This window comes from Novosphingobium nitrogenifigens DSM 19370 (genome assembly GCF_000192575.1).
Classification (GTDB): domain Bacteria; phylum Pseudomonadota; class Alphaproteobacteria; order Sphingomonadales; family Sphingomonadaceae; genus Novosphingobium; species Novosphingobium nitrogenifigens.
This window is the reverse complement of record NZ_GL876926.1, coordinates 1,141,451-1,166,540: the sequence shown is the minus strand read 5'-3', so window position 1 is coordinate 1,166,540 and position 25,090 is coordinate 1,141,451. Positions and strand designations below refer to the sequence as shown.

Sequence of the window (25,090 nt, the reverse complement as noted above, 5' to 3'; positions counted from 1 at the left end):
GGATGGGTGCTTCCTACAGCACCAGTGTCGGGTCGGTAAGGGGCATGCCCCGGTCGAAGCGATCGATAGCAAACGGCCGCATGACCGGATCGATCGTTCCGGTCGCAATGGCTCCTGCCATCAGGCGCCCGGCGCCGGGGCCTCCGGCAAAGCCATAGGACCAGCCCGCGCTGAACCACAGACCCGGACAAGCCGGATGCTCGCCGAGCAAGGGGGCATAGTCGGGTGTCGCGTGGATCAGCCCGGCCCAGTGGCGCAGGATGCGGACATCGGCCAGTTGCGGGAACAGCCGCAGATAGACAGAGGCCGTCGTCGCCATGACCGGAATGTCGGTGCGCAGCGTGAAGTGGGGGCTTTCGGGTGCCTCTGCCGCGCCGACGATCTCTCCGCGCGGGGTCTGGTGAAGGTAACAAAGGCTGTCGATGATCGCGAGACCAGGCCGGATCACCGGGCGCAGCGGTTCAAGCGCCATAATCTCGAGCCTTGTTCCGTGTCCGGGCAGAGTGACTCCGGCAAGGTCGGCCATCATCGGATTGTGCCCGCCCGCCGCGACCAGCACTGTGCTCGCGCGGACGAGGTGGTCGCCGACCCAGACACCGGCGATCCGGTTGTCCCTGCGTTCGAACGCGGTGACGCGGGTGCGGTAGCGGATGTCGACGCCTTGCTCGCGGGCGGCGGCGAGCAGGCCTTTCATCGCGGCGTGGTGTGGCGCAATCCCGCTGTCGGGCAGATGCAGCGCCCCCGACACCTGCCCACGGTCGATCGCGGGAAGCAACCGCGCGATGTCGTCGTGCGAAAGGAGCTCGGAGTGAATGCCAAGCTCGGCATGAACCTTGCGCGCCTCGCGCAGGGTATGGGCGGTCGAGGCCTTTTCGGCGACCATGGTATAGCCGCGCTGGGAGAACATGACGTTGTGGCCGATCCGTTTCGAAAGGCCACGCCATTGCTCGGCGCTGTAGCGGAACAGGCCGGTCCATTCGGGTGTCCCGAACGCCCCCCGGATCAGCGAGCCGTTGCGTCCCGAGGCGCCGCCCTGCCAGTACCCGGCGTCAAGGACGAGGACATCGCCAAACCTGTGTTCAGCGGCGAGGTTGTACGCGGCGGCAAGCCCCTGGATCCCGCCGCCGACGATGATGACGCTCGCCGAACGGGGCAGGGGGCGTTGCGGGGCGGTGTGGGCCATCACAGCGGTTTGACCAATCCGAGAAGACCGGCCGCCTGGGCCACGGTGATGCGCCGTCCGGGCGCGCGGCGGCTGGGCCGGGTCGCGACCACCGTTCCGGTATCATGGGCGATGACGGCCGCCATCTGATGCCAGCATGGGAAGCCCTGGCACGGCCCCATCCCGCAACCGGTCAGGCGCTTGATCACTTCGGGATCGGAGTGCCCTTCGCCAAGGGCATGACGGATTTCACCGACGGTCACGTCCATGCACGGGCAGGCGTGCGCGCTGTCGATCCGTCCCGGCGGCACATGCACCGGTTCTGCGGGCAAGGCAGCATTGCCGACCCGCTGGACTGGAACCGCTGCGGCCTGTTCGTCGTGGCAAGCCAGTTGCAATTCCCCGTCGGCGACGAGTTGATACCACAAGGTATCGTCAGCGATCCAGGGACCGGCATGGATGACAAGGCCGCAGGAAATCCGGTCGCGTCCGAACAGCGCGGCCTCGACGCGATCCTGTCCCTCTATCCGGGAGAGCGAGGCGACCGGGCGTACCGCTGCCACCCTGATGCCGAAGCTGTCGAGCATTCGGGCCAGCTTGTCCTCAAGACCGGTTCCGACGACGACCGCGACGTCGTCGATCGCTCCGGCTTCTGCCAGATGCAGCGCAGTGCGGGCGTTGATCACGCCGGGCAAGTGATTGCCGGGAACCAGCGGAGGGATCGACGAAGACCCCGTCGCTAGCACGACCCGGTTCTGTCGCGTGAGGATGGCCGGTCGGCGCGGATCGTCGGGCGCTGCCAACGCGAGCGTTCCGCCGCGATAGAAACCGAAGACTTCGTGTCCGCCGCGGATCGTGACGGGGGCGGCAAGTCCTTCGAACTGTCCGGGCGCGGGGGCGGTTCCCCGCGTGATCAGGACGACGCTTTGCCCCTCGCGCGCGGCATCGAGCGCGGCCTCTACACCTGCAGGGCCGCCACCGACCACCAGTACGTCCGCCTCCAGCGTCTCGGCCGGGGGATCCGGGCGTGCGGGCGATGCATCGGGGGCTTCGGCAACCCCGGCAAGGAAGGCCAGTGTCCGTTCCCATGGCTGGAACAGCGGTGATCCGCTCTTGACCAACCCGCTGTGCTCGAACCCGCCATAGACGGTTGCTGCTGGAATGGCGCGGGCAAGGCGCAGGACGTCGAACCGGGGGGATGGCCAGGTATTTTGCGCTTCGGCGACAAGGCCTGAGTGGACCAGCACTCGATCGGCCCGTACGTTGGGGTGTCCGTCCACGCGAACAAGTATGCCCGCGACATGGCTGCCCGAAAGACCGAGCGGCAAGTGGCGCTTGCGCGTTGCAGCCAGCGCCATGATGCCGTTCCGCCAAAGCGCAAGGGCGAGTGTGTCGCCGGTCTGCGCGGTGTAGCGTTTGCCGTTCCAGGTGAAGTCGCAAGTGAAGGCGGTGTCGCAGGGCGTCATTCCGTGCCTTTTCATGGTGCGACGCAAACCGTTCCGGGCCGATCGCTGGACGGGACAATGTTCTGGTTTCTGGCAGTCCCACTCCGTGGCGTCCACCGGTCACGCGCACCCTTTTTCGGTCAGAAAATGTGCTGGCGGAGCGGGATCTTGCTCTTGCTTCCCTCTCTCGAAAATCGGCTGCCGGAACGACCGGGATAGCCGGATCCTTCGCTCGTTTGCATTTTTATTTCGGACTGTTGCATTTCTGCAATGGTGCGGCGCGGCATTTTCCCCGTTTTGTCAAACGAGGGTCAGAGCCCCCCCAAGTCTATACGCTGTTCGCAGTATGGATGGCCATTTTGCATGGCGGCACCTCCAATTCCGGATCGCGTTCGCATGGACGAACGAGACCTTTGTGCCCGCGGGGGCTCGAAGCACAGAATGAGGGAACACCGAATGAAAGCAATTTTGTTCACCACGACGGCGTTGGCGATGGCCCTGCCGGTGGCGGCCCATGCGGCCGATGCCACCCCGGTGACCGCACCCGACGTCGCAAGCGACATTATTGTAACCGGTACGCGCACCACCGGTACCAAGGCTGCGGACAGCGCCGCTCCGATCCAGCTTCTGAGCAGCAGTTCTTTCCAGAATGTCGGCCAGCAGGATCTGACCCAGATCCTTGCGCAAAGTCTTCCTTCGCTCAACTTCCAGGCATTCGGCGGCGACACCGCCAACCTGACGCTCACGGCTGCCCTGCGCGGGCTGAGCCCCAACGACACGCTGGTTCTGATCAACGGCAAGCGTCGTCACTTCACCGCCAACCTCGCGGTTCTGGGCGGGTCGCCTTACTCCGGTTCGGCTGCCACCGATCTCAGCTTCGTTCCCACCGCGTCGATCTCGCGCATCGAAGTTCTGCAGGACGGGGCCGCCGCGCAGTACGGTTCGGATGCGATCGCGGGCGTCGTCAACATCATCCTCAAGAGCAGCGATCACGGCGGCAGCCTCAGCACCACCGGAGGCCAGTACTATCAAGGTGACGGCAAGACCTCGCAGACCTCGATCAACGCCGGCTTCAAGCTGGGCGATCGCGGCTTCATCAACCTGACCGGTGAATACAAGTACCACGATTTCACCCAGCGCGGCACGTGCGACCGTCGCTATTACACCCCGACCTGCCAGGTCCGCAGCGACATCAATCCGATCGACGCTGCCGGTGTGATCCAGAACAAGTTCGCGCCGAACGTGAACAACATTCTGGGCGATGCGCAGTACAGCCTGTTCAACCTCGCGTTCAACGCGGGCTACGAATTGACCGACGGCGTTCAGGCCTATGCATTCGGTTCCTACGGCAACCGTCACGCTTCGGCTTATGAAAACTATCGTCGTGCGACCCGCGTCTCGGGCGTGACCAGCACCGGCGAAACCGTCTATCCGTTCCCGGCCGGCTTCAATCCGCGCGAAATGCTGCGTGAAGAAGACTTCTCGCTGACCGCCGGCCTGAAGGGTGCCATCAAGGGGTGGAACTGGGATCTGTCGGGTACTTACGGGCGTGACTCGGTTGCGCTTTACACCGTGGACTCGGTCAATCCCGACATGTGGGCGCAGATCCAGGCCCAGAATTCGACGCTCGTCACGCCGCAGCGGAATTTCTACGACGGCACGATCAGCAACAGCGAATGGTCGGTTGACCTTGACGTCAACAAGGACTTCGAAGTCGGTCTGTCGAAGCCGATCACCTTCGCGTTCGGTGGTCAGTACCGCAAGGATGCCTATGGCATCGGTTCGGGCGAATTCGGTTCGTACTATTCGGGCGGTGCGCAGTCCTATCCGGGCTTCTCGCCTTCCGACGCGGGCGTGAACGTCCGTCGCGCCGAAGCGGCTTATGTCGACTTCGCGATCGACCCGATCAAGAACCTGCACCTCGACCTTGCCGGTCGTTACGAGCACTATTCCGACTTCGGTTCGGTCTACACCGGCAAGGTCACGGCCCGTTACGACTTCTCGCCCGCCTTCGCTCTGCGCGGCACCGTCTCGAATGGCTTCCGTGCGCCGACCCTCGCCGAAGAATTCTATTCGTCGGTCAACGTCGGTCCGGGCTTCGTCGCCGGTCAGTTCCCGCCGAACTCGTCGGCGGCTTCGGCGCTTGGCTTCAGCAAGCTGCAGCCTGAAAAGTCGACCAACTTCTCGGTCGGTTTCGTAGCTCACCCCGCGCCCAAGCTGCAGATCACTCTCGACGCCTACGAAATCCGCCTGCGCAAGCGGATCGTGCCTTCGGCGACGATCTTCGGCTATGACTCGAGCTACACCCACAACAACGGTGTCGTTTCGCAGGCCGTTCTCGACGCGCTGCATGCACGCGGGATTTCGACCGTCGATGCGACGTCCTATGCGGGCATCAACATCTTTACCAACGGTGCCGACACCCGCACCCGCGGTATCGAGGCGACTGTCGACTACGCTTCGGACTTCGGTTCGGCGGGCAAGGTCAACTGGAGCATCGGCTTCAACTACAACCAGACCAAGCTGCAGCGCATCTATCCGCTGCCCGCGCAGGTCACCAACACGCTCGATTACAGCCAGTCGCAGCTGCTCGACCTCAATGCGCAGACCGGCCTCACCACGGCAACGCCGCGCGTGAAGACGATCTTTAACGCTTTGTGGACCATGGGTCGCCTCTCGGTGAACTTCCGCGAAACGATCTACGGTTCGACCAGCCAGGCCGTCAGCTACAGCGGCAGCGGTTATGGCGACGGTGCGACCGTTCTGCGGATCGGTACGGCCGGCATCACCGACCTCGACATCGGTTACAAGGTGACCAAGAGCGTTCGTTTCGACATCGGCGCGAACAACCTGTTCGACAAGAAGGCGCCGACCGTTCCCAACTACAACGGTCGTCCGACCAACGGCAGCAACGTCTACGACGCGCCGTACACGTTCACGCCGTGGGGCATCAACGGCGGGTACTACTACGCCCGCGCCACGTTCAACTTCTGATGAGACGGACGGTGGAGGGCTTCTGACGGCAGCCTTTCCACCGATCCGGAAAAGCGGGGCCCCTAGGCCCCGCTTTTTTCTTTCCGGCACTCCTGCTTGACCGTATTCAGATGCCCATGACCGATCCTGTTGCCAGGGCCGCCGCTGCGCTGGCCACCGACCCTCGCTCCGCCGCACAGGCCGCGCGTGTTCTGGTCCAACGACAGCCGGGTGATCCGCGCCCCCGCCTGATCCTCGCCTCGGCCTTGCGTCGCCTTGGACAGGTGCCCGAAGCCTTGCCTTTGCTGATCGATCTTGCCCGTGCGTTTCCGCGCGCGGCGCGCACCCGCTATGAATTGGGGCTGTGCCTTGACGCTGTCGGACAGCGAGGGGAAGGGCTCAATCAGCTTGAACAGGCCGTGGCTTTCGAACCCGGGCTCGTCGATGCGTGGCAGGCACTGGCCGACATGGCTTTCGCCGACGGGGACGAACCCCGACTGATGCGTGCACAGGCGGCATTGGCACGGCTTGCTGCCGGAAACCCGCAAGTCGGAAAAGCGGCGGAACTGGTCGTACTCGGTCGTCACGCCGAAGCCGAACCGATCCTGCGTCAATATCTTCAGGGCTCTCCACGCGACGCCGAAGCAGCGCGGTTGCTCGCCGCCTGTTACGTGGTTCAGCGCGCCTTCGATCATGCCGAGACCTTGCTGTGTCATGCGCTTGCCATCGATCCCGGTTTCGTGCGGGCCCGTTTCGACCTTGCCCATGCCCTATTCGCGCGGCAGCAGGCGGAGCCCGCGTTGGCCGAACTGGCGCCGCTTCTGGCAGCCGATCCCGCCAATCCGGCTTATCGCAATCTCAAGGCGGGATGTCTTGCCCTGATCGGGGACGATGCGGGGGCGGCTGCCATTCACGGTGCGCTGGCGTCCGAATTTCCGCACAATGCCCGGATCGCGATCAATCACGGACACGCCTTGCGCACGACCGGTGCGCGCGATCAGGCGATTGCCGAATATCGCCGCGCTCTGGGACTGCATCCGGGGGCTGGCGAAGCGTGGTGGGGGCTCGCCAATCTCAAGGTCGGGGCTTTGACCCAAGAGGACGAGGCGCAGATGCGCGCGTCGCTCGCCACGCGCCTCGGCGACGAAGACAGGCTTCATATCGAATATGCACTGGGTCGCCGTGCCGAGGATGCAGGCGATATTGGCAATGCGTTCGCGCATTACCAAGCCGGAGCAACGCTTGCCCGCCGGCGGCAGAATGGCGCGGTGCCCGACTATGGCGCCGAATTGGATCGCACACGCGATGTCTTCACCCCGGCGTTTTTGGGCGAGCGGGCCGATTGGGGCGATCCCGACCCTGCGCCGATCTTCGTTCTCGGCTTGCCCCGGTCGGGTTCGACGCTGGTCGAACAGATTTTGGCGAGCCATGGCGACGTTGAAGGGACAATGGAATTGCCCTTCGTTCCAGCGCTTGCCGGACAAGTCGAGAAAGCAGGAGGCCTTGCCGCGCTCGATCGCGTGAGCCGGGACGAGGTTGCCCGGTGGGGAGCGGAATACCTGGAGCGTACCCGCGTCCATCGTCGGCTTGGGCGACCCCGCTTCATTGACAAGATGCCCAACAATTTCAGGCATATCGGATTGATCCGGCTGGCCTTGCCCAATGCCAGGATCATCGATGTCCGGCGCAATCCGATGGCGTCGTGCTTTTCCTGCTTCAAGCAGCTTTTCGCCGAGGGGCAGGAGTTTTCCTACGATCTCAATGACCTCGCGGCCTATTACCGGCATTATCTGGCGACGATCCGGCATTTCCACGAGGTGGCGCCGGGTGCGGTTCATACTCTGATCTACGAGGATCTGGTCGAGGATACCGAGGGGCAGGTGCGTGGTCTGCTCGATTATCTCGACTTGCCGTTCGATCCGGCGACCTTGCGCTTTTTCGAGAACGACCGGGCCGTGCGCACGGTGAGTTCCGAACAGGTACGCCAGCCGATCTATCGCAGCGGGCTCGACCACTGGCGCGCGTTCGAAGCCCATCTTGCGCCTTTGGCGCAAGGGCTGGGGGATGCGCTGGAGAGCTGGCGGGGCTGAACGGACAGGTTTTCAGGTGTCGTAGCGGGCAACCATGTCCTTGACCGGCAGGCGCGCTTTCATACGCACGGCGAGTGCGATGGTTCCGCTGATCTTGCGCTGCACGAACAGGGTTTCGGCGGGGGGAATGTGCCAGCTCGCGCGGTCGGACGCGATCGAGGGCACTTCGGCGCGGATCTGTTCGGTAAAGCGGCGGTCGGCGAAATCGAAATCGTCCGCCCGGTCGAGCAGACCCAGGATCGTGTCGATGATGCGGTCGAGCGCGGGACCGTGCCGGGCGAACTGGTTTTCGGACAGGAAGCCGATTTCGATCAAAGCACGACACAGGCCCGGCTTGTCGGTGTGCAGGCCGGAATGGACAAGGGCCGCATAGCCCTCGCGGACGCGTTCGGCGACGGGGCGTGCAGCTCCGAAATCGAGCAGGACGATTTTGCCGGTCGCTTCCTGCCAGCGATAATTGGCGAAATTGGGATCGGTCTGCATGAAGCCGAAGTCGAACACTTCGCGCAGGACAAGGCCCAGCAGCGCGGCCATGGCGCGGTTGCGCACGTCCTGATCGGCTTCGCCGAGCGTGTCGATCGATCGCGCCGCGATGAAATCCATGGCGAGCACATGGCGCCCGGTCAGATCCATTGCCGGACGCGGGACCAGAAAGGCCGGGTCGTCGGCGAGAAGGTCGGCGTAACGGCTCATCTGCGCCGCTTCGCGCAAATAGTCGGCTTCCTCGTGCAATTGCCGCTTGGCCTCGGTGAGGAGGGGGGCAAGGTCGAGGCCCGAAGGCAGCAGGCCCGAGACTTTGAGCAAGGTTGCGACATTGTCGACATCGGAATCGATGCTGCGGGCAACGCCGGGATATTGGACCTTGATCGCCAGCACGCGTCCGTCGGGAAGTTCGGCCCGGTGGACTTGACCGATCGACGCGGCTGCGACCGGGCGCGCGTCGAACCGGCGGAACCGGCGGCGCCAGCCCGGACCCCACGATGTCGCCAGCACTTTTTCGAGCTGGGTCGGGGGCATGATGTGAGCCGCATCGCGCAGCCGGGCAAGGATCTGCGTCAGTTCGGCAGGAAGCATGTCACCCGCGTCGAGCGAGATCATCTGCCCGAGCTTCATCGCGGCCCCGCGCAGGCGCGACAGCTGTTCGGTCACGCGGACGGCATTGGCCGGGGTCAGCAGCAGGTCCGACATCGTGGGGCGCTCGCCCTGGGCCAGCCGTCGTGCGCCTTCGGCCACGACTCCGCCGGCAACTCCGGCTGCCAGTTGTCCGAATGCGCCGAGGCGCGACAGCCGCCCGGAAGGGACCTTGCGTGCATCGCTTGTCATCGCCGGGGGTCTTTGTCGTTTTCTGCTGCGCGCGCAAGGGGGCGCGTGGTGGTTTGCCCTTCAGGTCAGATAGGCGTGGACGATGGCGACCAGTTCCTCGGCAGCCTGGCGCCGGGTGTCGTCATCCGGGGCATCGGGATCGACCATGTGGTCGCGGATATGATCCTCGATCACTTCGGCAATGAAACCGTCGAGTGCGCCGCGACAGGCGGTGGCCTGCTGCAACACGCGCGCGCATTCGGTATCGGCCTCGACGGCGCGTTCGATCGCCTCGATCTGGCCGCGCAACCGCTTGAGCCGGTTCAGTAGTTTCTGCTTTTCCCTGGCGACGTGGCCCATGATGAAAACCCAGCCCGGTAAAGGTCGGAGGACCCGTGGAGGCGCTCGTGTGACGGGATGATTTGAGGGTTGATGGATACCCCCCTAGGGTATATCCGCCCGGCTGTCGAGTCGCGGGGAGCGCGCTCCGTCTGGCCGTCATGCGTGGCGGTCTCATGACGGTCGGGGATCCCGCGTCCGTTTCGCAACCCTTTCGAGACTGAGCCCAGAGCCATGCATCGAAGTTCGAACCAGACTTCCTGCGAGTGCGAGAGTTGCTGCCTTGTCGCAGGGATTCCGATCGCAAGGCTGCCGCGCCTCGTCGCGGGGAAGGACATCGTTCGCGCCATCGCGCGGGGGTGATCGGTCCCGGCGGCGGGTCTGCGACCTGCCTCAATGCCGAGGATCAAACTCCATGACCGTTTTCCGTTTTTGCCTTGCACTTGCCGTCATGGCGCCGCTTCCCGCGTTCGCTGACGAAGCTGACGTGCCGCAGCAGGACTTTGCCATCCACGCGCAATCGACGCTCGTGGCGCAAGGAACACCGGGCTTTTCCTCGCCTTATGCCGGGACCAACAGTCTTGCTCCCAATCAGGCGCGCGAAACCTGGGATGCGACGATCTATGCCGGGGTGAGGCCTTGGCAGGGCGCCGAACTGTGGGTCAATCCCGAACTCGACCAGGGGTTCGGGCTTTCCAATACGCTGGGTGTTGCCGGTTTCCCGAGCGCCGAGGCGTACAAGGTCGGCAAGAGCAATCCCTATTTCAAATTGCCGCGCCTGTTCCTGCGTCAGACGATCGGGCTGGGCGGGGGCAAGTTTGCCGTCGATGCCGCTGCCAATCAGTTGCGCGGGATGCAGGACCGCAACCGTCTTGTCATCACGATCGGTAAATTCTCGGTCGTGGACGTGTTTGACACCAATTCCTATGCGCACGATGCGCGCTCGGACTTCCTCAACTGGTCGTTGGTCGACGCCGGGGCGTTCGACTATGCTGCCAACGCCTGGGGCTTCACGTTCGGCGGGGCGCTGGAATGGTATCAGGGCGCCTGGACCGTACGGGCGGGCCTGTTCAACCTGTCCAAGGTTCCCAATCAGCCTTCGCTCGAAACCGGGTTCGGCCAATATCAGGTTCTGGGTGAACTCGAGCATCGCCACAGTCTGGGCGGGCATCCCGGCGCCGTGCGCATGGGGTTCTGGATGACGCGGGGGCGGCTGGCGCGGCTGCGCGATCTGATCGCGGCGCATGACGCTACGGGCGTGATGCCCGACAATGCCGACTTGCGGTCGATGCACGATCACTGGGGCGGTTATTTCAATGCCGAGCAGGAAGTGACGCCGACACTTGGCCTCTTCGCGCGCCTGTCCGCGTCTGACGGGGTGACGGAAGCCGACGATTTCACCGACATCGACCGTAGCGCATCGGTCGGTGGTCAGGTGAAAGGAGCGGCCTGGGGCCGGCATGACGATCGCATCGGTTTTGCAGGCGTGGTCAATCAGATAACCCGGACGCATCAGATCTATCTCGACGATGGCGGCTACGGCACGCTGGTTGGCGACGGGCGCCTGCCGCATCCCGGCTCGGAATGGATCGCTGAAGGTTGGTACCAGGTGCACATGGATCGCCATGTCGACCTGACGCTCGATTACCAGTTTGTCGCCAATCCCGGTTACAACCGTGATCGTGGGCCTGCGCATGTCTTTGCGCTGCGGCTGCGTGGCGCAATCTGATGGGGAACGCGATGCCCACGATTTCCGCGGCACGTCCGGTTTCCGAGCTTTTCTCGGTCGATCCTGCGGCGCTGACGACTTCGGCGGTCTGTCTCGGCGCGGCTTTCGTGCTCGGGGTCGCCATCGGGCTGGAGCGTCAGTGGCGCCAGCGCAGTGCGGGCTTGCGCACCAATGTGCTGGTGGCGCTGGGCGCGGCGGCCTTCGTCGACCTGGGGTTGCGCGCAGGGGGCAGCGACGGCCTGTTGCGCGTGATTTCCTATGTCGTTTCGGGGATCGGTTTCCTCGGCGCGGGCGTCATCATGAAGGACGGACCGCAAGTGCGCGGGCTCAATACCGCAGCCACGCTCTGGGCCTCGGCGGCGGTCGGGGCCTTTGCCGGGGCGCGGTTGATCGTCGAGGCGGGGATGGTCACGCTGTTCGTGCTGGCGGGCAATACCTTGCTGCGACCTCTGGTCGAATTCGTCGATCGCCGCCCCTTGTCGCACGGGGCGACGGAATCGCTGTATCGTGTCCATCTCACGTGTGCACCCGATCGCATTGCCATGGGGCGCGATCTGTTGTTCGAGGAGCTGGACAAGTTCCATTATCCGATCCGCGAGATCGAGACTCTGGCTCATCATGACGATGCTGTGGAACTGGCCGCCGTGCTGGTGCCGTCGAGCGCGAAGGCTACGGATCTCGATACGATCACCGATCATCTGGCCCGCCATCACGAAGTGATCGGCGCGACCTGGACTGTCAGTTCCACGAGTTGAGGAAGAAGCGATGACCCCGGACCGTCATTCCGCCCGCCCGCTTCCCGCCTTTTCGCGGATGTTGCGCCTGACCCGGCCCAGTCGGGAAGACGCGATCGCGTTCGTCATTCTGGGCGGGTTGGCGGCGATTTTCTTCCGTACCGCAGAGGCAACGGTCGCGCCGCTTTCGACGCTGCAACTCGAACCGCTGACGCTCGATCCGTCCTATCTGCCTTATTATGCCTTGCGCACGGTGTTGCGCATGTTCGTCGCCTTGTTCGCATCGACCGTGTTCACACTGGTGGTGGCAACGCTGGCGGCGCGCAGCCGACATCTGGGGCAGTTGATCGTGCCCGCGCTCGACATCCTGCAATCGGTGCCGATCCTGGGCTTCCTGACCTTTACCGTCACCTTCTTCATGGGGCTCTTCCCCGGCAGCGTGCTGGGGGTCGAATGCGCGTCGATCTTCGCCATTTTAACCAGTCAGGCGTGGAACATGGCCTTCAGTTTCTATCAGTCGCTGCGGGCGATCCCGTCCGATCTCGAAGAAGCGACCGTCATCTATCGCCTGTCGCCGATCCGCCGGTTCCTGAAACTCGATCTCCCTTTCGCGACGCCCGCGCTGGTGTGGAACGCGATGATGTCGATGTCGGGCGGCTGGTTCTTTGTCGTCGCGTCCGAAGCAATCACGGTGGGCAAGACGACGGTGACGCTGCCCGGGATCGGGTCGTGGCTCGCCCTTGCGATCGGTCGCCGCGATTTTCTGGCGGTGGGCGAGGCGGTCGCGGCGATGGCGCTGGTGATCGTTGCCTATGACCAGCTTTTCTTCCGCCCCATCGTCGCCTGGGCCGATCGGTTCCGGTTCGAGATGACCGCGTCGGCCGAGCGGCCTCGGTCGTGGGTCTTCGATCTCTTGCGCCGGACCCGGCTCTTGCCGGTGGTGCTGGCGCCGCTGGGCGCGATAGGGCGCCTTTTGCTCGCATTCGAGCCCCGTGTCGGGCGGCGAAAAGCCATCGGACCTGCGCGCAGCTATCCCTTGCTGGAAAAGGTGTGGCAGGCTCTGGTCATCGTCGCCGCGACCGCCGCGCTGGTCCTGCTGTCGCGCTATATCATGCGTTCGCTGATGTGGGGTGACGTGCTGACGGCGGTCCTGCTGGCGGGGCTCACCATGATCCGCGTCATGGTCCTGATCGCGCTGGCAAGCCTTGTCTGGGTGCCGGTCGGGGTGTGGATCGGCCTGCGTCCGGTCTGGGCCGAACGGTTGCAGCCGCTGGCGCAGTTCCTTGCCGCGTTCCCCGCCAACGTCCTGTTCCCCTTTGCGGTCATGGCGATCGTTCGGTTCGATCTGGCGCCCGATGTCTGGTTGTCGCCGCTGATGATCCTTGGCACCCAATGGTACATCCTGTTCAACGTCATTGCCGGGGCAAGCGCCATTCCGACCGACTTGCGCGAGGCGGCGTGGATGTTCCGGGTGCGCGGCTGGCAATGGTGGCGTCAGGTCGCCTTGCCGGGCATTTTCCCCTATTACGTGACCGGGGCCCTGACCGCGAGCGGGGGATCGTGGAATGCCTCGATCGTCGCCGAAGCGGTGGACTGGGGGAACCGCCATCTCGTCGCGCGTGGTCTCGGCAGCTTTATTGCCGAGGCGACGACGGCGGGCGACTATCCCCGCGTCGCGCTGGGCATCGGGGTGATGAGCCTGTTCGTGCTGGGGTTCAACCGGCTGCTCTGGCGTCCGCTCTATGCCTATGCCGACCGGCGCCTGCGTCTGTCGTGATCCCCTCCTTTCTCCTTTCGCATTCCGACCGAGGATAAATCGCCATGGCCGAAGCCGCCAAGCCCATGCTGGTCGAAGTCAAGGGACTGCGCCACTATTACTCAGGCCAGGACCATCTCGTGCTCGACGATGTGAACCTGACGCTGGCGCAGGACGAGATCGTCGGCCTGCTCGGTCGTTCGGGCTCTGGCAAGTCCACGTTGCTGCGTTCGATCGCCGGGCTGATCCGACCGAGCGAAGGCATCGCGCGGCTGGTGCCGGGGCCGGATGTGCCCGATCCGACAGTGGCGATGGTGTTCCAGACCTTTGCCCTGTTCCCTTGGCTGACTGTACTCGAAAACGTGGAGATCGGGCTCGAAGCCTTGCGCGTTCCCGCCGATGAGGCGCGCAGCCGGTCGCTGGCGGCGATCGACCTTATCGGGCTCGACGGCTTTGAAAACGCCTATCCCAAGGAGCTTTCGGGCGGGATGCGCCAGCGGGTCGGGCTGGCGCGCGCGCTGGTGGTCAATCCTTCGCTCCTGCTGATGGACGAGCCATTCTCTGCGCTCGACGTGCTGACTGCCGAAACGCTGCGCACCGACTTGCTCGATCTGTGGTCGGAGGGGCGTGTCGCGATCAAGTCGATCCTGATCGTCACGCACAATATCGAGGAAGCGGTGCTGATGTGCGACCGCATCCTGGTGTTCTCGTCCAATCCGGGGCGGGTCGTCGCCGAGATCAAGGTCGATCTGCCCCAGCCGCGCGACCGGCTCGATCCCGCGTTCCGCGCCTTGGTCGACGACATCTATGCCCGCATGACTGCGCGGACCGAAATCACCGCGCCGATGCGGGCCGACGGACTGTTCCCCGGCACCGGCATCGCGATGGTCCTGCCGCGCGTTTCGACCAACTCGATCGCGGGGCTGATCGAGGAAGTCGACGGCACGCCGTTCGAAGGCAAGGCGAGCATGGCCGATCTTGCCGACTCGCTTCAGCTGGAGGCGGACGAATTGTTCCCGATGGCCGAAACGCTGCAATTGTTGCGCTTTGCCGAATTGCGTGGAGCCGAACTGGTCCTGACGCCGACGGCCCGCCGTTATGCGCAGAGCGACGTCGACCAGCGCAAGGCTCTCTTCGCGCAAGCCCTGACGCAGCATGTGCCGCTGGTCCAGCATATCCGCCGCGTGCTCGACGAACGCGCCAGCCACGAGGCGCCCGCGCGCCGGTTCCGCGACGAACTCGAAGATTACATGAGCGAGGACTACGCCGACGAGACCTTGCGCACGGTCACGCTCTGGGGCCGTTATGCCGAGATTTTCAGTTTCGACGAGGAAGCCGACCGCTTCAGCCTCGAAGACGCGGAATGAAGGCAGGCGTCGTCGTGCGATAGCGGCGATAGGCTTCGCCATAGCGGGCGAGAAGGCGGCCTTCCTCAATCCGGCTGCCGATCACGAGATAAAGGCTGCCCCATAGCGCGGTGGCCAGTGACAGTTCGTCGATGACCCGGCCCCACAGCAGCAGCAGGGCAGCGCTGTAGAGCGGGTGGCGGATATAGCGATGAAGCCCGGCGATGACGAGCGGCTGGTCCTCGTCCTCTTCGCCGCGCAACTGGGCCCAGCCAAGGAAAGGCCCGATGCGATAGGCCGCAAGGCCGGAGAGGAGCAGCACTGCGCCAAGGACGGTCATGCCAAGTTGAACGGCATGGACCGGCGCGGGCAGGGGCAGCATGTGGGCTCCGCGCCCGAGCCATGCCCCCAGTCCCATGACAGCTGCGACCTCGACAAGGGCGAGAGCATTGAAGACAAGGCGATGGGCCCGCCCGAACAGGCGCCCGAGACCCGTCCTGACCCCTGCGCCTGCCGTCCCGCTGTGCAGAACGGCAAAGAGCAGCCAGGCGGCCGCATAGGCAAGGTGGGCAAGGATCGACATGACCTGAGACTATCCGTTTCGAGTGTTGTCGGCAAAAGGATCCGCGCTCAAAAGGAAGATGCGCACCACTGGCCGCGCCTGCGTGCTTGGGATAGCATCGCCTGCGATGGTGGGTCTCGTTCTTATCGCCTTGTTCTGGCTGATGCGCCTTGCCGCGCTGGTCATTGCTCTCATGACGGGTGTTGCCTTGGCGCGCGGCCATGCGCGGCGGACCGCTCTTTTGGGAACGCTCGCGACGTTTCTGGTGCTCGGCTACGGGGTTTATCGCGCACACATGGCCTTGACCGACTGGTACTGCGCAACCGACCGCCATCCCGACGCCTGCCGCAGTTTGCTGGGCCGGGACTAGCCGACCTTCACTTCTCGGTCTGGCCTTCGAGGCGGTAACCGACACCGGGTTCGTTGCGCAGCAATTTGGGCACCGCGGGGTCGGCTTCCAGTTTTCGGCGGATACCTCGGGCCGTGACGCGCAGGTATTCGACGTCGTGTTCGTGGCCGGGGCCCCAGACGGCGCGCAAGAGTTGTGCATGGGTGATGACGCGGCCGGGATGGCGCGCCAGTTCGACCAGCATCGCGTATTCCTTGGGCGTCAGGTGGACGTCCTCTCCGGCGCGGGTGATCCGCCGGGCAGAGAGGTCGATTTCGACGTCGCCCAGAACGACCTTTTCCGAAAGGCTGGTCGCGGCAAGGCGATGGCGCAGCGCGGTGCGAAGGCGCGCGCGCAGTTCCTCGCTGTCGAAGGGTTTCATGACATAGTCGTCGGCGCCAAGGTCGAGCGCGGTGACTTTCTGGTCGGTGTCCTCGCGCGCGGACACGATGATGAGAGCCGCGCCCGTGGCCTTGATCAGGGGAACGAGTTCCAGTCCGTCGCGGTCGGGCAGGCCCAGGTCGAGGAGGACCGCATCGGGCTTGTCGATGGATAGCGCCGCCATGGCCGCGCGTGCATCGGCGGCCTCGATCACCGCATGACCGGCGCGGACAAGGGCCGTCTGGAGCAGGCGGCGGATGGCCGCATCGTCCTCGACCACCAGAACGCGGGTCGGGCTCATTGGGGATCTCCGGTTATCAGATGCGCTTCGTCGAAGCGGATGGTGAAGCAGGCGCCGGGATGATCGGCGCGATTGGCGGCGCTGATCCTGAGGCCCATCGCCATGCAGAACCCGCGCACGATGGCAAGGCCAAGGCCGGTGCCGCCCTTGCGGTCGGACCCTTCGATCCGGGCGAACGTCTCGAAAATCCGGTCCTCGCTTCCGGGGGGAAGGCCGGGACCTTCGTCCATGACCATCAGGGCAAGGGCGCCGGGTTCGCGGCGGGCGGCAATGGTGATGGGGCTGTCGGGATTGCCGTATTTGGCGGCATTGTCGATGAGGTTGATCAGGCACTGGTGAAAGAGCTGCGGATCGACCACGACGAACGGCAGGTCGGGCGAGACTTCCATGCGGATCGGATGGCGCACGAGTTGCCCGCGCAAGTCGTGGACCGCGCCGGTGATGGCATCGGCCAGATCGACCGGCTCATGCGTTCCGGTCAGCGCGCCTGCCTCGATCCGGGCCATGTCGAGCAGATTGGCGACGAAACGGCGCAGGCGATCGGCTTCGGCGCGGGCAGAGCCGAGCTGTTCGGCCTGTGTCGCATCGGCCGGGGCAATTGCGGCCAGGTTGCCGATGATCGCGGTCAGCGGCGTGCGCAAGTCATGGCTGACCGAGGACAGCAGCGCGGTCCGCAGCCGATCCTGTTCGCGCAGCTTGGCAACGCTGGTCATTTCGGTTTCGAGCGCGATGCGTTCGAGGGCAAGCCCTGCCTGATCGAGCAGGCTGGAGAGCAGTGGCATCTGATCGGTGCGGACGGGGGCACCGGTATCCTCGCGCGCGACGCCAAGCACGCCGAGCACGCGCCCACCGGCAGAAATGGGTGAGAACATCCATTCGCAGGCGGTCAGGGTATCGGACCCGCGTCCCGCCCGGCGGTCGTTGTCATAGGCCCATCGCGCGGCCGCCCGGTCGAGCGTTTCCAGGCGGTCGTCGGGGGGATTGGCGGCCCGCACGACCAGTGCCGCTTCTTCGGGCAGCATGAACACGGCGCGCACGTCGAGCAGGCGCGCGACTTCGGCGCAGAGCACTTGCCCGAGTTCGGTTTCGTCCGCGATTCCCGTTACTTGCCGGGCGAAACCCGCAAGCGCGCTGTTTTGTGCGGCGCTGAGACGCGCGAGCAAGGCATGGTCGCGCACGCGCGAGGCCATCTGGCTGACGAGAACGGCGATCCCGAGCAGGACCATGACCGTGATCAGGTTTTGGGGATCGGAGATGGTGAAGGTGTAGAGCGGCGGGATGAAAAAGAAATTGTAGGCAAGCGAAGAGGCAAGGCCGGTGACGAGCCCAGTGCGCAAGCCGAAACGGGTCGCCGCGACCAGCACCGGCAAGAGATAGAGCAGCGCGATATTGGTGATGTTGCCGAGCCCGGCGATCGAATGGCCGACCATGGTGACGAGCGCGACCAGAACCAGCGAAACGGCATAACCGGTCGGAGATCCCCACCGGTTGGGGCCGATCCGTTGCGCGGAGGCTTGTCGTGCCAGCGGCGGTTCTTCCTCCAGCGCAAGGACCTGAATCGCGACGTTCGAGCTGTTGCGCACCATGTAGTCGACGACCGAGCCGTGGCGCCATTCATGCCAGCGCGAGCGCGGTGCCTTGCCGAGGATAAGCTGGGTTGCGCGGGCTTCGTCGAGAAAGGTGACAAGGCCATCATAGACGGTCTCGGCGGGAATGGCGGCGGTCTGTCCGCCCAGATGCTGTGCCAGTTCGAGCGTCCCGGCAAGCTGGCGCGCCTCGGCGTCGGAATAGGCAAGATCGCGCGCGGTCTCGACATGGACTGCGCTCCACGGCGCGCCGAGGGCGTCGGCCATGCGCTTGGCCGCGCGCACGAGCTGGATCGCGCCGGGATGTTCGGAGACGGCGACCACCAGTCGTTCTCCCGCAGCCCATTTCCCGGCAAGGGCATGGGCGCGGACGTGATCGAGCATTTGCGCGTCGATGGCCTGTGCCGCCCGGCGCAGGGCCAGTTCGCGTAAAGCCGACAGATTGGATTTGGAAAAGAAATGCGCGAGCGCCCGGCTGGCTTCCTCGGGCACATAGACTTTGCCGTCGCGCAGCCGCTCGATCAACTCGTCGGGGGGAAGATCGACGATTTCGATCTCGGCCTGTTCGAGCACGCGGTCGGGCAGGGTTTCGCGCACACGAACCCGCGTGAACGAGGCAACGACATCGTTCAGGCTTTCCAGATGCTGGATATTGAGAGTCGAGTGGACGTCGATCCCGGCATCGAGGATTTCCTCGACATCCTGATACCGTTTGTCATGGCGGCTGCCGGGGGCATTGGTGTGCGCGAGTTCGTCGACCAGGACCAGCGCGGGACGACGCGCGAGCACGGCGTCGATGTCGAGTTCCTCGAGATGGCGGCCATGATGGACGATCATCTTGCGCGGGATCATCTCGAACCCGGCGGTGCGGGCGACAGTGTCCATTCGGCCATGGGTTTCGACAAGGCCGATGACGACATCGATGCCCGACTGGCGCAGGGCGACCGCGTCGTCGAGCATTTCGCAAGTCTTGCCGACCCCCGGCGCGGCGCCGAGAAAGACTTTCAGTCTTCCGCGACGGCCTTCGCCGGGGCCTTTGTCGGCGCCGTCCGTGGTTCCGTTGCCGAGCGCGAGCGTGCGCAGCAGCGCGTCGGGGTCGGGGCGGGGCGGTTCGTTCATCGCGCGCTATTTGCGCCTTTGCCCGTGGCCCTGTCGAGCGCGAGATTGAGGCTGAGTACGTTGACGTGCGGTTCGCCCAGAAATCCGGCAAGCGGCAACTGCGTCGCGCGATCGACCATGGCCGAGACTTGCGCTGCGGGCAGGTGACGGGCCGCGGCGACGCGATCGACCTGCCAATGCGCGGCCTGCGGGCTGATGTCGGGGTCGAGCCCGGAGGCCGAGGTCGTGAGCATGTCGACCGGGGCGCCGGGATTGGCTTTCACATCGGCGGCGACGCGATCGACCAGAGCCTTGGCCGTGGGCGCAAGGTTCGATCCGCTCGACGCGGTCGGATCATAGCCCTTGCCAGCGGCCGACGGGCGGGGGTGGAAATAGCCGTCCCCGCCAAAGCCCTGCGCGATCAGTTCGGACCCGATCACGGCATGGCCCTGATGGACGAGCGAGCCGTTGGCCTGATGCGGGAACAGCGCCTGGGCGATGCCGGTGACGGCGGCCGGATAGGCAAGGCCGGTCAGGGCAAAGAAGAGCCCGGTCATGACGATGGCGGGGCGGGTGGAGGAAAGAACATCGTTGAGCATGGGAGAAAATCCCCGAATTCGGTCAGATGCGTTTGTCAGGCGAGGTGAAGACCCGACACGACAAGGTCGATGGCCTTGATCCCGATGAAGGGAGCAAGAAGGCCGCCTGCGCCATAGATCGCGAGATTGCGGGCAAGCAGCGCGCCTGCGCCGATCGGACGGAAGGTGACGCCCCGCAAGGCAAGCGGGACCAGCACGGGAATGATCAGCGCGTTGAAGATGATCGCCGACAGGATCGCGCTTTGCGGGCTGGCGAGGTGCATGACGTTGAGCGCGGCAAGGCCGGGATAGAGCACCACGAACATGGCCGGGATGATCGCGAAGTATTTGGCAACGTCGTTGGCGACCGAGAACGTGGTGAGCGCGCCGCGTGTCATCAGCAACTGCTTGCCCAGACCCACGATCTCGATCAGCTTGGTCGGATCGCTGTCGAGATCGACCATGTTGCCCGCTTCGCGTGCGGCCTGCGTCCCGGTGTTCATGGCAACGCCGACGTCGGCTTGCGCCAGGGCAGGGGCGTCGTTGGTGCCATCGCCGCACATCGCGACGAGGCGGCCGCCCTGTTGCTCGGCGCGGATCAGGGCGAGCTTGTCTTCAGGCGTGGCTTCAGCAAGGAAGTCATCGACCCCCGCCTCGGCAGCGATCGCAGCGGCAGTCAGCGGATTGTCGCCGGTGATCATGACCGTACGGATGCCCATGCGGCGCAGTTCGACGAAGCGTTCGCGCACCCCGGCCTTGATCACGTCCTTCAACGCGACGACGCCGAGCAGGCGACCGTTTTCGGCAACGCCGAGCGGGGTTTGCCCGAGCCGTGCGATTTCCTCGGCATTGCGGCGCAGTTCGGCCTTGGCGGCTTCGGTCGCGCCGGGATTGGCGCGAATGATGGAATCGATGGCGCCTTTCTGGATCAGGCGATCGGCGGTCTGGAGGCCGGAAAGGCGCGTCTGTGCGGTGAAGGGGATGATTTCGGCCCCTTCGGGAAGCGCGGCGGAAAGGCCGTGGCGTTCGCGGGCAAGCGTCACGATGCTGCGGCCTTCGGGCGTTTCGTCGGCAAGGCTGGCATGAAGCGCGGCATTGGCAAGGTCGGTCGTCGTGACCCCGAGCAGGGGACGGAACTCGCAGGCGGCGCGGTCGCCGACCGTGATCGTGCCGGTCTTGTCGAGCAGGAGGACGTCGACGTCGCCTGCCGCTTCGACGGCACGCCCCGATTTGGCGAGCACGTTGAAGCGCACGAGGCGATCCATCCCGGCAATGCCGATGGCTGAGAGAAGGGCCGCGATGGTCGTCGGGATCAGCGTGATGAGCAGCGCGGCAAGGACCGCGACGGCAATCCCGCCCCCGGCATAGGCGGCAAAGGCCGGGATCGTCGAAACCGCGATCAGGAAAATGATGGTGAGACCCACGAGCAGGATGGTGAGCGCGATCTCGTTCGGGGTCTTTTGCCGCTGCGCCCCTTCGACAAGGGCGATCATGCGGTCGAGGAAGCCCTGGCCCGGTTCCTGGGTCACGCGGACCCGGATCTGGTCGGAAATGACCCGCGTCCCGGCGGTGACGGCGCTGCGGTCGCCGCCGGCCTCGCGAATGACGGGCGCCGATTCCCCGGTAATGGCCGCTTCGTTGACCGAGGCGACCCCGGCGACGACTTCCCCGTCGGCGGGGATGAGGTCCCCGGTTTCAACAAGGACTTCGTCGTCCTTTTGCAGGCTGCTTGCCGGGACGAGTTCATAGGAACCGCCCGTGCCCTGAAGCCGCTTGCCGGTCAGTTCGCTGCGCGTTGCGCGCAGGCTGGCGGCCTGTGCCCGCCCGCGCCCTTCGGCAAGGGCTTCGGCAAAAGTGCCGAACAGCACGGTCAGCCAGAGCCAGACGATAAGCTGAAGCTGGAAGCCGATCGAGAGATGGCCTTCCCCGAGGAACAGCAGCAGGGTCAGCAGCACCGCGACGGTGGCGGTGGTGAACATGACCGGATTGCGGATCAACTCGCGCGGGTCGAGCTTGCGGAAAGCCTCGCCGATCGCCGGGACGACCAGCGTCGGCGAAAACATCGAGGTGGGAGATGACGCGGAAGACATGAGGTTCGTGCCCCTGAAATGTCTGATGTGCGAATGTCAGAAAGTGGTTCCGGCCAGCATCGCGACCTGTTCGGCGATCGGGCCGAGCGCGAGAGCGGGCAGGAACGTGAGGCCTCCGACGATCAGGATGATCCCGACGAGCAGGCCGATCCACAGCGCCCCGGTGGTGGGGAACGATCCGGCGGTTTCGGGCGTGTATTTCTTCTGTGCGAGAGAGCCCGCAATGGCGAGGACGGGCACCATCATGAAGAACCGCCCGACCCACATCGCAATGGCCAGCAAGCCGTTGTAGAAGGGCGTATTGGCCGAGATCCCGCCGAAGGCCGAACCATTGTTTCCGGTCGCGGAGGTGAAGGCGTAGAGGATTTCGGAAAATCCGTGCGGCCCCTTGTTGAGCGGTCCGGCGAGCCCTGCGGGAAGGACGGCGGCAAGCGCGGTGCCGCCAAGGATGCACAGCGGGAGGACGACGATCGCCAGAACGGCGAGCTTGACTTCGCGACCCTCGATTTTCTTGCCCACGTATTCAGGCGTGCGCCCGACCATCAGGCCGGCGATGAAGACCGCAAGCAGGGCGAAGAGGAGGAAGCCGTAGATCCCCGAGCCGACTCCGCCGACGACGATTTCGCCCAATTCGATGTTGAACATCGGGATCATCCCCCCCAGCGGCATGAAGCTGTCGTGCATGGCATTGACTGCGCCGCAACTGGCCGCCGTGGTGACGACGGCAAAGAGCGCGCTTGCCGCCGTGCCGAAACGGGTTTCCTTGCCCTCCATGTTGGCGCCGGGAAGACCGGCGTGGTGGAGCAGGGGATTGCCTGCCGCTTCCTGCCAATAGGTCACCGCGACCCCGGCAAGGAACAGGACCATCATGGCCGAAAGGATCGCCCAACCCTGTCGCGTGTCGCCCACGGCCTTGCCGAAGCACCAGGTGAGACCGACCCCGATGGCGAAGATCGAGAGCATTTCGAGCAGGTTGACGATTGCCGTCGGGTTTTCGAAAGGATGCGCGGAATTGACGTTGAAGAAGCCGCCACCGTTGGTGCCGAGCATCTTGATCGCTTCCTGGCTGGCGACCGGACCGACGACGAGCGTCTGGTGCGCGCCTTCCAGCGTGGTCGCGTCGATGGTGCTGGCAAAAGTCTGGGGAACGCCCCCGGCGACAAGGACCAGCGCATAGACGGCGGCGATCGGCAAGAGCAGGTAAAGCGTCACGCGCGTCAGGTCGGCCCAGAAATTGCCGACGAACTGCGTCTGGCGCCGTGCGAAACCGCGAAAGAGCGCAAAGGCGACGGCAATGCCGGTCGCTGCCGACAGGAAGTTGTGTGGCACCAGCGCCAGCATCTGCGACAGGTTCGACAGCGTGCTTTCCCCGGCATAGGCCTGCCAGTTGGTATTGGTGACGAAGCTGACCGCCGTGTTCATGGCAAGATCGCCTGACAGGCCGGGGAGACCGCGCGGATTGAGCGGCAGCACGGCCTGAAGGCGCAGGATGGCGTATGTCGCAAGCGCGGTCGCCACCTGGAACAGCAGCATGGCGACGGCATATTGCCGCCATGTCTGTTCGCGCGTCGGATCGATTCCCGACAGGCGGTAAAAGGCGCGCTCGACCGGGCCGAGCACGCGGTGGAGCGGTGTCCGGCGACCTTCGTAAAGCGCGAAGAGCCAGAGGCCGATGGGTTTGGCGAGCGCAAGAGTGATCGCCGTGAAGACGAGGATCAGCGCCCAGCCGGACAAGGTCATGCCCGCAGTCATGAGTGGTTCCTTTCGATCAGAACTTTTCAGGCCGCATGAGCACGGCGACGAGGTAGCCGAGCAGGGCAAGAGCAGTCAGCCCGGCGAGCACGAGGGAGGGAGACATCAAGGCACTCTCCTGTCACGACGCGTCGCACAGACGCATGAAGCCCAAAGTCAGGAACGAAAGGCCGGCAAGCATGGCCAGCCATACAAGGTCTATCATGGCAACGGGTTCTCTCGCATATGCGAATTGGTCCGGTGACCCGCCGTCGCAACGGGCAGGACGAGTGCGCGACGACGACGGGTCGAAAAGTGCCCTGCGTCCTTTGGGCGTAAAGGTTCCACGGCGAAGGTGGCAGCCTGCATAAGGGAAGCGTAAAGTCGGCCTGCGCGAGCGCCTGTCCGACCACATTGCCGGGTGCTCGATTTTTTGCGACAAAGCGTTCACTTCATTGCATTGGATCGAACGGTCCGGTGCGGGCATGGTGGCCGGGCGGACATATCCGCCAATGGCCAGGCGGCCGTCCATAGAGGGGAAATCGTCGATGATCCGTCGTCTGGCCTGCGTGTTTGCAGGCCTTGTTCTGACCGTGCCGGGCACGGCGTCGGCTGCCGATGCAAAGCTCGATAAGATCGCGCGGACGGTCGTGATGACTGCGTTTTCGCCCGAATATGCCGCACTCGAAGGCAGTGTGGAGGATCGCCGCTCTTGGACGATCAACGGCATGACGCTGCTGACCGGGAAACTCGCCGGAAAGCCGGTGGTGCTGATGCAGAGCGGCGTCAGCGAGGTCAACGCGGCCATGAACACGCAAATGGTGGTCGATCGTTTTGCAGTGCGGCGTATCGTCTTTTCGGGCATCGCCGGGGGTGTCGATCCGTCGCTGTCGATCGGCGACGTCGTGGTGCCCGAGCAATGGGGCCAGTATCTCGAGGCCTCGTTCGCCCGTGCGACGTCCAAGGGGTGGCAGCCTCCCGAGACGTTTCCCGGGGCGCCCGCCAATTGGCAGTTCATCTATCCGCGCGGGACCACGGTGACGCGCGCCGATGCCCCGCCGCAGCGGTTCTTCACGATGGCCGCCGACCCCGCGCTGGTCGCGCTTGCGCGCAAGGTGGTTCCCGCGATCAAGCTTTCTGCCTGTGCGGAAGCGGTCGATCGGGAGGCAAAGGCATCCCCATTGTGCCTGCCCGCCGCGCCGCGCGTGGTCGTGGGCGGGACCGGGGTTACGGCGGGGATCTATGCCGACAACGCCGAATTCCGGCAGTATCTGGCGTCAGCATGGCATGCCCGCGTGCTCGACATGGAAAGCGCGGCAGTCATTCAGGTCGCCTATGCCAATTCGGTTCCGGCCATCGTTTTTCGCAGCCTGTCCGATCTTGCCGGAGGCGATGCCGACGCCAACCGCATGAACACGTTCATGCACCTTGCCTCGATCAATTCGGCCAAAGTGGTGCGCGCCTATCTGGCCGCGTTGCCGGACTGAAAACGGATATTT

General features: G+C 64.7%; 19 protein-coding genes. 8 read left to right on the top strand and 11 right to left on the bottom strand.

Annotation, left to right across the window (positions count from 1 at the left end; genetic code table 11):
• Positions 1-13 precede the first annotated feature (13 nt).
• Together Y88_RS05530 and Y88_RS05525 are read right to left on the bottom strand one after the other, a co-directional pair.
• Positions 14-1,183 (bottom strand): NAD(P)/FAD-dependent oxidoreductase, encoded by a 1,170-nt coding sequence (locus tag Y88_RS05530; protein WP_008067042.1) that lies wholly within the window; start codon positions 1,181-1,183, stop codon positions 14-16.
• Positions 1,183-2,628 (bottom strand): 2Fe-2S iron-sulfur cluster-binding protein, encoded by a 1,446-nt coding sequence (locus Y88_RS05525; RefSeq protein WP_008067040.1) that lies wholly within the window; start codon positions 2,626-2,628, stop codon positions 1,183-1,185. The genes Y88_RS05530 and Y88_RS05525 overlap by 1 nt, the downstream gene beginning before the upstream one ends.
• 435 nt (positions 2,629-3,063) lie before the next feature.
• Between Y88_RS05525 and Y88_RS05520 the strand changes: the two genes are divergently transcribed.
• Both Y88_RS05520 and Y88_RS05515 read left to right on the top strand, forming a co-directional pair.
• Positions 3,064-5,601, top strand: a complete 2,538-nt coding sequence (locus Y88_RS05520; protein WP_018075950.1) for a TonB-dependent receptor plug domain-containing protein — start codon at positions 3,064-3,066, stop codon at positions 5,599-5,601.
• A 116-nt stretch (positions 5,602-5,717) separates the two neighbouring features.
• Positions 5,718-7,670: a tetratricopeptide repeat-containing sulfotransferase family protein gene (locus Y88_RS05515; protein ID WP_018075951.1), complete on the top strand. Its 1,953-nt coding sequence runs from the start codon at positions 5,718-5,720 to the stop codon at positions 7,668-7,670.
• Positions 7,671-7,682: 12 nt separating this feature from the next.
• On the opposite strand, the gene Y88_RS05510 is transcribed toward Y88_RS05515, so the two are convergent.
• Together Y88_RS05510 and Y88_RS05505 are read right to left on the bottom strand one after the other, a co-directional pair.
• Positions 7,683-8,993, bottom strand: coding sequence for an ABC1 kinase family protein (locus Y88_RS05510; RefSeq protein ID WP_008067029.1), 1,311 nt, complete (start codon positions 8,991-8,993; stop codon positions 7,683-7,685).
• Positions 8,994-9,053: 60 nt separating this feature from the next.
• Positions 9,054-9,332, bottom strand: a complete 279-nt coding sequence (locus Y88_RS05505; RefSeq protein ID WP_008067028.1) for a metal/formaldehyde-sensitive transcriptional repressor — start codon at positions 9,330-9,332, stop codon at positions 9,054-9,056.
• 394 nt (positions 9,333-9,726) lie between these two features.
• Between Y88_RS05505 and Y88_RS05500 the strand changes: the two genes are divergently transcribed.
• Genes Y88_RS05500 through Y88_RS05485 form a run of 4 tightly spaced genes read left to right on the top strand, consistent with a single transcriptional unit; the run spans position 9,727 to position 14,897 of the window.
• The gene (locus tag Y88_RS05500) at positions 9,727-11,040 is read left to right on the top strand and encodes a carbohydrate porin (RefSeq protein WP_008067026.1); all 1,314 of its coding nucleotides are present in this window, start codon (positions 9,727-9,729) and stop codon (positions 11,038-11,040) included.
• Positions 11,041-11,051: 11 nt separating this feature from the next.
• Positions 11,052-11,795 (top strand): MgtC/SapB family protein, encoded by a 744-nt coding sequence (locus Y88_RS05495; RefSeq protein WP_232280927.1) that lies wholly within the window; start codon positions 11,052-11,054, stop codon positions 11,793-11,795.
• A 10-nt stretch (positions 11,796-11,805) separates the two neighbouring features.
• Positions 11,806-13,551 carry an ABC transporter permease gene (locus Y88_RS05490; RefSeq protein WP_008067024.1) on the top strand — a complete coding sequence of 582 codons (1,746 nt, stop codon included), beginning with the start codon at positions 11,806-11,808 and terminating at the stop codon, positions 13,549-13,551.
• 44 nt (positions 13,552-13,595) lie between these two features.
• Positions 13,596-14,897 carry an ABC transporter ATP-binding protein gene (locus Y88_RS05485; RefSeq protein ID WP_008067022.1) on the top strand — a complete coding sequence of 434 codons (1,302 nt, stop codon included), beginning with the start codon at positions 13,596-13,598 and terminating at the stop codon, positions 14,895-14,897.
• Here the strand turns inward: Y88_RS05485 and Y88_RS05480 are convergent.
• Positions 14,875-15,459 carry a methyltransferase family protein gene (locus Y88_RS05480; RefSeq protein WP_008067015.1) on the bottom strand — a complete coding sequence of 195 codons (585 nt, stop codon included), beginning with the start codon at positions 15,457-15,459 and terminating at the stop codon, positions 14,875-14,877. The genes Y88_RS05485 and Y88_RS05480 overlap by 23 nt on opposite strands.
• 106 nt (positions 15,460-15,565) lie before the next feature.
• On the opposite strand from Y88_RS05480, the gene Y88_RS05475 reads away from it, so the two are divergent.
• The gene (locus Y88_RS05475) at positions 15,566-15,808 is read left to right on the top strand and encodes a hypothetical protein (RefSeq protein ID WP_008067013.1); all 243 of its coding nucleotides are present in this window, start codon (positions 15,566-15,568) and stop codon (positions 15,806-15,808) included.
• 7 nt (positions 15,809-15,815) lie between these two features.
• Here the strand turns inward: Y88_RS05475 and Y88_RS05470 are convergent, their stop codons facing one another.
• The 6 genes from Y88_RS05470 to kdpF all read right to left on the bottom strand — a co-directional run bounded on the left by Y88_RS05470 (position 15,816) and on the right by kdpF (position 23,718).
• Positions 15,816-16,508, bottom strand: coding sequence for a response regulator (locus Y88_RS05470; RefSeq protein ID WP_008067012.1), 693 nt, complete (start codon positions 16,506-16,508; stop codon positions 15,816-15,818).
• The gene (locus Y88_RS05465; protein ID WP_008067011.1) at positions 16,505-19,213 is read right to left on the bottom strand and encodes a sensor histidine kinase; all 2,709 of its coding nucleotides are present in this window, start codon (positions 19,211-19,213) and stop codon (positions 16,505-16,507) included. The genes Y88_RS05470 and Y88_RS05465 overlap by 4 nt, the downstream gene beginning before the upstream one ends.
• Positions 19,210-19,791, bottom strand: coding sequence for a potassium-transporting ATPase subunit KdpC (kdpC, locus tag Y88_RS05460; protein ID WP_008067009.1), 582 nt, complete (start codon positions 19,789-19,791; stop codon positions 19,210-19,212). Before kdpC ends, Y88_RS05465 begins: the two co-directional genes overlap by 4 nt.
• A gap of 35 nt (positions 19,792-19,826) precedes the next feature.
• Positions 19,827-21,833, bottom strand: a complete 2,007-nt coding sequence (kdpB, locus tag Y88_RS05455; protein WP_008067007.1) for a potassium-transporting ATPase subunit KdpB — start codon at positions 21,831-21,833, stop codon at positions 19,827-19,829.
• 63 nt (positions 21,834-21,896) lie between these two features.
• The gene (gene kdpA / locus Y88_RS05450) at positions 21,897-23,600 is read right to left on the bottom strand and encodes a potassium-transporting ATPase subunit KdpA (protein WP_026167017.1); all 1,704 of its coding nucleotides are present in this window, start codon (positions 23,598-23,600) and stop codon (positions 21,897-21,899) included.
• Positions 23,601-23,628: 28 nt separating this feature from the next.
• The gene (gene kdpF / locus Y88_RS05445) at positions 23,629-23,718 is read right to left on the bottom strand and encodes a K(+)-transporting ATPase subunit F (RefSeq protein WP_018075953.1); all 90 of its coding nucleotides are present in this window, start codon (positions 23,716-23,718) and stop codon (positions 23,629-23,631) included.
• Positions 23,719-24,139: 421 nt separating this feature from the next.
• Between kdpF and Y88_RS05440 the strand changes: the two genes are divergently transcribed.
• Positions 24,140-25,078 (top strand): 5'-methylthioadenosine/S-adenosylhomocysteine nucleosidase, encoded by a 939-nt coding sequence (locus Y88_RS05440; protein WP_008067005.1) that lies wholly within the window; start codon positions 24,140-24,142, stop codon positions 25,076-25,078.
• Positions 25,079-25,090: the final 12 nt, after the last annotated feature.

Coding starts and splice junctions, on each gene's coding strand:
- Y88_RS05440 (WP_008067005.1), top strand. CDS start 24,140: ATGATCCGTCGTCTGGCCTGCGTGTTTGCAGGCCTTGTTCTGACCGTG.
- Y88_RS05490 (WP_008067024.1), top strand. CDS start 11,806: ATGACCCCGGACCGTCATTCCGCCCGCCCGCTTCCCGCCTTTTCGCGG.
- kdpB (WP_008067007.1), bottom strand. CDS start 21,833: ATGTTTTCGCCGACGCTGGTCGTCCCGGCGATCGGCGAGGCTTTCCGC.
- kdpA (WP_026167017.1), bottom strand. CDS start 23,600: ATGACCTTGTCCGGCTGGGCGCTGATCCTCGTCTTCACGGCGATCACT.
- Y88_RS05495 (WP_232280927.1), top strand. CDS start 11,052: ATGCCCACGATTTCCGCGGCACGTCCGGTTTCCGAGCTTTTCTCGGTC.
- Y88_RS05485 (WP_008067022.1), top strand. CDS start 13,596: ATGGCCGAAGCCGCCAAGCCCATGCTGGTCGAAGTCAAGGGACTGCGC.
- Y88_RS05480 (WP_008067015.1), bottom strand. CDS start 15,459: ATGTCGATCCTTGCCCACCTTGCCTATGCGGCCGCCTGGCTGCTCTTT.
- Y88_RS05530 (WP_008067042.1), bottom strand. CDS start 1,183: ATGGCCCACACCGCCCCGCAACGCCCCCTGCCCCGTTCGGCGAGCGTC.
- Y88_RS05510 (WP_008067029.1), bottom strand. CDS start 8,993: ATGACAAGCGATGCACGCAAGGTCCCTTCCGGGCGGCTGTCGCGCCTC.
- Y88_RS05470 (WP_008067012.1), bottom strand. CDS start 16,508: ATGAGCCCGACCCGCGTTCTGGTGGTCGAGGACGATGCGGCCATCCGC.
- Y88_RS05505 (WP_008067028.1), bottom strand. CDS start 9,332: ATGGGCCACGTCGCCAGGGAAAAGCAGAAACTACTGAACCGGCTCAAG.
- kdpF (WP_018075953.1), bottom strand. CDS start 23,718: ATGTCTCCCTCCCTCGTGCTCGCCGGGCTGACTGCTCTTGCCCTGCTC.
- Y88_RS05465 (WP_008067011.1), bottom strand. CDS start 19,213: ATGAACGAACCGCCCCGCCCCGACCCCGACGCGCTGCTGCGCACGCTC.
- Y88_RS05475 (WP_008067013.1), top strand. CDS start 15,566: ATGGTGGGTCTCGTTCTTATCGCCTTGTTCTGGCTGATGCGCCTTGCC.
- Y88_RS05515 (WP_018075951.1), top strand. CDS start 5,718: ATGACCGATCCTGTTGCCAGGGCCGCCGCTGCGCTGGCCACCGACCCT.
- Y88_RS05520 (WP_018075950.1), top strand. CDS start 3,064: ATGAAAGCAATTTTGTTCACCACGACGGCGTTGGCGATGGCCCTGCCG.
- Y88_RS05500 (WP_008067026.1), top strand. CDS start 9,727: ATGACCGTTTTCCGTTTTTGCCTTGCACTTGCCGTCATGGCGCCGCTT.
- kdpC (WP_008067009.1), bottom strand. CDS start 19,791: ATGCTCAACGATGTTCTTTCCTCCACCCGCCCCGCCATCGTCATGACC.
- Y88_RS05525 (WP_008067040.1), bottom strand. CDS start 2,628: ATGACGCCCTGCGACACCGCCTTCACTTGCGACTTCACCTGGAACGGC.